Source organism: Brevundimonas sp. (assembly GCF_031082345.1).
GTDB lineage: Bacteria > Pseudomonadota > Alphaproteobacteria > Caulobacterales > Caulobacteraceae > Brevundimonas.
In genome coordinates, this window is sequence record NZ_JAVHLH010000232.1 from 1 (window position 1) to 4,519 (window position 4,519).

Here is a 4,519-nt window from a genome sequence, read left to right on the forward strand (position 1 = left end):
TCAGCGGATTACGACGGCCGCGTGACAGTTCTGTTACGTCGGCCGCCCGGCCGTCACCTGCCCGTCACGCGCTCCGGCCCCGCCCCTGGGGGCCGCCACCGGGAAATAGGCGGTGAATTTCGCGCCTTTTCCGGGGGCGCTCTCGACCGTCAGTCCGCCCCGGTGACGGTTGACGATGTGTTTGACGATCGCCAGCCCCAGTCCGGTGCCGGCGCGCTCGCCGCTCTTCTGGCCCTCGACCCGGTAGAATCGCTCGGTCAGCCGCGGCAGATGCTCCCGGGCCATGCCGGGGCCGTGGTCGCGGACGGTGACGGCGGCGTAGCGCAGGCCCGGTTTGCGGTCCGGCGTCACCAGCGGCAGCCGCGTCGCCCCGTGGCCCCGGTTGCCGCCCGACCACGGCGCCGAGGCCTGCTCCAGGGTGACGTCCGGCTGGATCACGACCTCGACCACATCCCCGGCGGCGGAGTATTTGATCGCATTGTCGATGAGGTTCTGGACCACCTGCACGATCTCGTCGCGGTCGCCGTGGACCGGGGCGCTGACCGCCGGGTCCTGCAGGACTACCCGCACCTCGCGCTCGGCCGACAGCACGCTGAGGGCGTCGATCACGTCCGACGTCGTCCGCGCCAGGTCGACCCGCCCCGACGGCGGGACGTGCTCGTTCAACTCGATCCGGCTCAGCGACAGAAGGTCGGCGACCAGCCGGCCCATCCGCTCCGCCTGCGCCGCCATGATGTCGAGAAACTTGTCCCGCGCCTTGGGATCGTCGCGCGCGTGGCCCTTGAGCGTCTCGATGAAGCCCGACAGCGAGGCCAGCGGCGTCCTCAGCTCGTGGCTGGCGTTGGCCAGGAAGTCGACCCGCATCAGCTCCATGCGTCGGACATCGGTCTCGTCGCGCAGCACGACCAGCGCCAGCGAGCGCCCGTCAGCCGGCGCCAGGGGCCGGGTCAGCGCCCGCCAGTGCCGCGTCTGCGCCCCCACGCCGGCGTAGTCGGTGGTCCGCGCCACCCCGCCGAACAGCGCCTCGTCGACCGCCTCCAGCACCGCCGGCTCGCGCAGGGCCGAGACCAGCAGCGCCCCCTCGCGGCTGATTCTCAGCAAGTCCCGGGCGGCCGCATTGGCCAGCACCACCCGGCGGTCGGCGATGTCGTCAGCCTCGCCGCCCGACACCACCAGCACCGGATCGGCCAGCGCCTCGAACAGGCTCTCCAGCAGGGCCGGCTCCGCCGCCGGCCGGGACGGCGCCGTCAGGGTGGCCCCCGCGTCCGCCCGGGCCGGTCCGCCCGAACCCCGGTTCACCGCCCAGGTCGCCACCGCCACCAGGGCCGCGCCGGCCAGCAGCGGCCACGCCAGCTCGGGCTGGAGCACGGCCAGCCCCAGCAGCACGACGATGGCGATCCCGGCGCTGGCTCCGGTCGTCCACAGACGGGACGCGGCCTGCGAGGCGACGGGCGATGACGAACTATCGTGGGGCATTCGGGGTTCCGGTCGGCGACGCCGACTCCTATGCCGCGTACATGACATGGAATTCATGACAAAGGCACGGATGCGACTCGCCCGGCTGTTGTCAAACACCCTTTACAGACCTACCAATGTCTCCAGCAACGGAAGTTCGGTGGAGGGCATATGACGGCGGCATTGACGCTCGACGGGGTCAGCAAACGTTACGGCGGCTTCCAGGCCGTGTCCGACCTCAGCTTCGAGGTGGAGAAGGGCTCCATCTGCGGCTTCCTCGGGCCCAACGGCGCGGGCAAGACCTCGACCATCCGCATGATTCTGGGCCTGCAGCCGGCGACGTCGGGCCGGATCACCATCCTCGGCGCCGACGACGGCCGCAAGGTGCGCGACCGCATCGGCTTCCTGCCGGAGGAGCGCGGCCTCTACAAGAAGATGACCCCGGTCGACGCCATCGCCTTCTTCGGCGCCCTGAAGGGGCTGCCGACCGGCGAGGGCCGCAAGCGCGCCCGCGAGATGCTGGACGCCCAGGGGCTGGGCGACGCCAAGCGCAAGAAGATGAAGGAGCTGTCCAAGGGCATGTCCCAGAAGGTGCAGCTGATCGCCTCGATCGTGCACCGGCCCGAATTCGTGATCCTCGACGAGCCGTTCTCCGGGCTCGACCCGGTCAACCAGCAGGGGCTGGAGGCGATGATCCGCGGCCTCGCCGCCGACGGCGCCACCGTGCTGTTCTCGACCCATGTGATGCAGCACGCCGAGCGGCTGTGCGACAAGGTGGTGCTGCTGGCCCGCGGCAGGAAGGCCTTCGAGGGCACGGTCGCCGAGGCGCGCGCCACCTCGCCGCGCTTCCTCGAACTGGAGGGCGCCATCGCGCCGGAACAGGCGTCGGGTCTGCCGGGCGTGAGCGGCGTCAAGGTCGTGTCCGACATCGACGGCGTTCGCGTGCTGAGAGCCGCGCTCGTGCCGGGCGGACAGGGCCAGGATGCGCTGAAGGCCGCCTTCCTCGGCGGGCTGGACGTGCGCCGCTTCGAACTGCGCGAGCCGGGCCTGCACGACGCCTTCATCGGCCTGACCGGCGACAACCCCGATCAGGACCAGTCCGTCAAAGCCGCGGAGGCCGCCCGATGAACCGCACCCTGCTGATCGCCCGCCGCGAGTTCGCCGCCTACGCCAAGACTGTCGGCTTCTGGCTGTCGCTGCTGGCCTTTCCGCTGTTCGCCGTGCTCGGCGGCGCCATCCCCATCCTGATGAAGTCCAGCGAGCCGGTGCGCGAAGTCGTCGTGCTCGAGGAGAGTCCGCAGGCGACCGGCCTCGCGGCCGCCGTCCAGACCGCCCTCAACGAGGAGAAGTCGCGCCGCGACCAGATCGGGCGCGAAGCCCAGGCCAAGGCCGGGAAGGCCGGCGGCCAGACCGGCGCGGCCGCCGCCAGCAGCGCGATCAGCCAGCTCGCGGGCCTGCGTATGACCATTGTCGCGCCGCCGACCGATCTCGAGGCCGCCGCGCCGGGCGGGGCGCGCGAGGAGCTCGCCCGCCGCTATCTGGGCGACGACATCCCCGAGGAGCAGCAGCTCGATTCCGTGGTCCTGCTGGACCGCGTCGACGGCAAGCCGACCGCGCGCGTCTGGACCCGCCGGGCGACCGACGACACGGTCGAGGACTTCGTCCGCGACGCCCTCAAGGACGCCAATCGCCGCGAAGTGTTCGAGGCGGTCGGGATCGACGCCGCGGTGGTGGAGGAGACCGGCCGGTTCCGTCCGGACGTGGTGGCGCTGTCGCCGAGGTCCGCCAGCGGCGGCGAGGTGTCGTTCCGGGACCAGTTGCCGGGCATCATCGGCCTGGCCTCGGGCTTCCTGTTGTGGTCACTGATCATAACCGGCGCCTCGATCCTGCTGAACAGCGTGATGGAGGAGAAGTCGAACAAGATCCTCGAGGTGCTGCTGTCGTCGGCCTCCGCCACGGAGATACTGACCGGCAAGGTGCTCGGCGTGGCCCTGCTGACGGTGACCGTGCTGCTCGCCTGGGGCGGCATCGGCGCGATCGGCCTGATCACCGGCCTGCCCGAATATGCGGGGATGGTCGGCGAGGTGCTGCTCGAGGGCGGTCTGCTCGGCTATTTCGCGGTCTACGCCGTCGGCGGCTATCTGATGTACGCGGTGCTGTTCGCGGCCATCGGCGCCTTCTGCGAGACGCCGCGCGACGCCCAGACCCTGATGGGGCCGATCATGATGATCCTGGTGGTGCCGTTGCTGGTCATGCAGATGGCGATCCGCACCCCGGACGCGCCGATCGTGCAGATCATGTCGTGGATCCCCTTCTTCACCCCGTTCCTGATGAGCGCCCGCGCGCCGTCGGAGCCGCCGATGATCGAGATCGTCGGCACCATGGCCGGCATGTTCGCCTTCGCCCTGCTGATGGTCTGGATCGCCGGCCGGGCCTTCCGCGCCGGCGCGCTGTCGGACGTGAAGCTGAGCTGGAAAGCGTTCGCCGGGGCGATCGGGCGGGGGCGGTAGATCCCGGTAGGGAGGGTGTCAGGCGAGGGGGCAATGGAGACGGGACGAGCGGCGGCCACGAAACTTGGGCAGGGCTCGGTCCTCGCCATTCCCCTGGACGAGGAGCACTGGGCGCTGTCCCAGATACTCGTTCCGGGAGCGACCTTCTGGCTCGGAGCAGCGCCGATGGTCTTCAAGGGTCTGCCGCGGGTGGGGGAGATTCAGGGCCTCCCGCTCTCGGTTCTTTCCTGGACCAACGACGCCGAGGTCTATCGCGGCAACTGGGTGTCCCTCGGAGCGTGGCCGCTGCAGGGGCCTCCCTCGCCGGCCGTCGAATACAAGGTCGGTTTCGCCGGGAAGATGTGGGTCGAGTCATTCACCGGCGAACGCCTGCGCGAGCTCGATCCGGACAGGGATGCTGACCTGACTTTCCGCAAGTCCAGATCGCCCCTGCTGGTCCAGGACATGGTTCGGGACGCCTGCGGGTTCCGCTCGCCGGCGTAGCCTGCGTCCGCATCCCCGACATAGAAAAAGGCCGCTCCGGTTTCCCGGGGCGGCCTTTTGATCTTCGGTTC

Annotated in this window: 4 protein-coding genes; 3 read left to right on the forward strand and 1 reads right to left on the reverse strand. The window is 70.3% G+C overall.

Going from position 1 to position 4,519, the window contains the following annotated elements; genetic code table 11:
• Nucleotides 1-33: 33 nt before the first annotated feature.
• A complete protein-coding gene (locus RDU12_RS12860; protein WP_308684973.1) occupies nucleotides 34-1,476 on the reverse strand; it encodes an ATP-binding protein in 1,443 nt (480 codons plus the stop codon).
• A gap of 150 nt (nucleotides 1,477-1,626) precedes the next feature.
• Here RDU12_RS12860 and RDU12_RS12865 point away from each other — a divergent pair, with 150 nt between their 5' ends.
• From RDU12_RS12865 to RDU12_RS12875, 3 genes are read left to right on the forward strand one after another with little or no spacing between them, the layout of a single operon-like run.
• Entirely contained in the window at nucleotides 1,627-2,583 is a 957-nt protein-coding gene (locus tag RDU12_RS12865; protein ID WP_300293441.1) for an ABC transporter ATP-binding protein, read from the forward strand.
• Nucleotides 2,580-3,965, forward strand: coding sequence for an ABC transporter permease (locus tag RDU12_RS12870; RefSeq protein WP_308684976.1), 1,386 nt, complete (start codon nucleotides 2,580-2,582; stop codon nucleotides 3,963-3,965). Before RDU12_RS12865 ends, RDU12_RS12870 begins: the two co-directional genes overlap by 4 nt.
• A gap of 33 nt (nucleotides 3,966-3,998) precedes the next feature.
• Nucleotides 3,999-4,448, forward strand: a complete 450-nt coding sequence (locus RDU12_RS12875) for a hypothetical protein (RefSeq protein WP_300293044.1) — start codon at nucleotides 3,999-4,001, stop codon at nucleotides 4,446-4,448.
• Nucleotides 4,449-4,519: the final 71 nt, after the last annotated feature.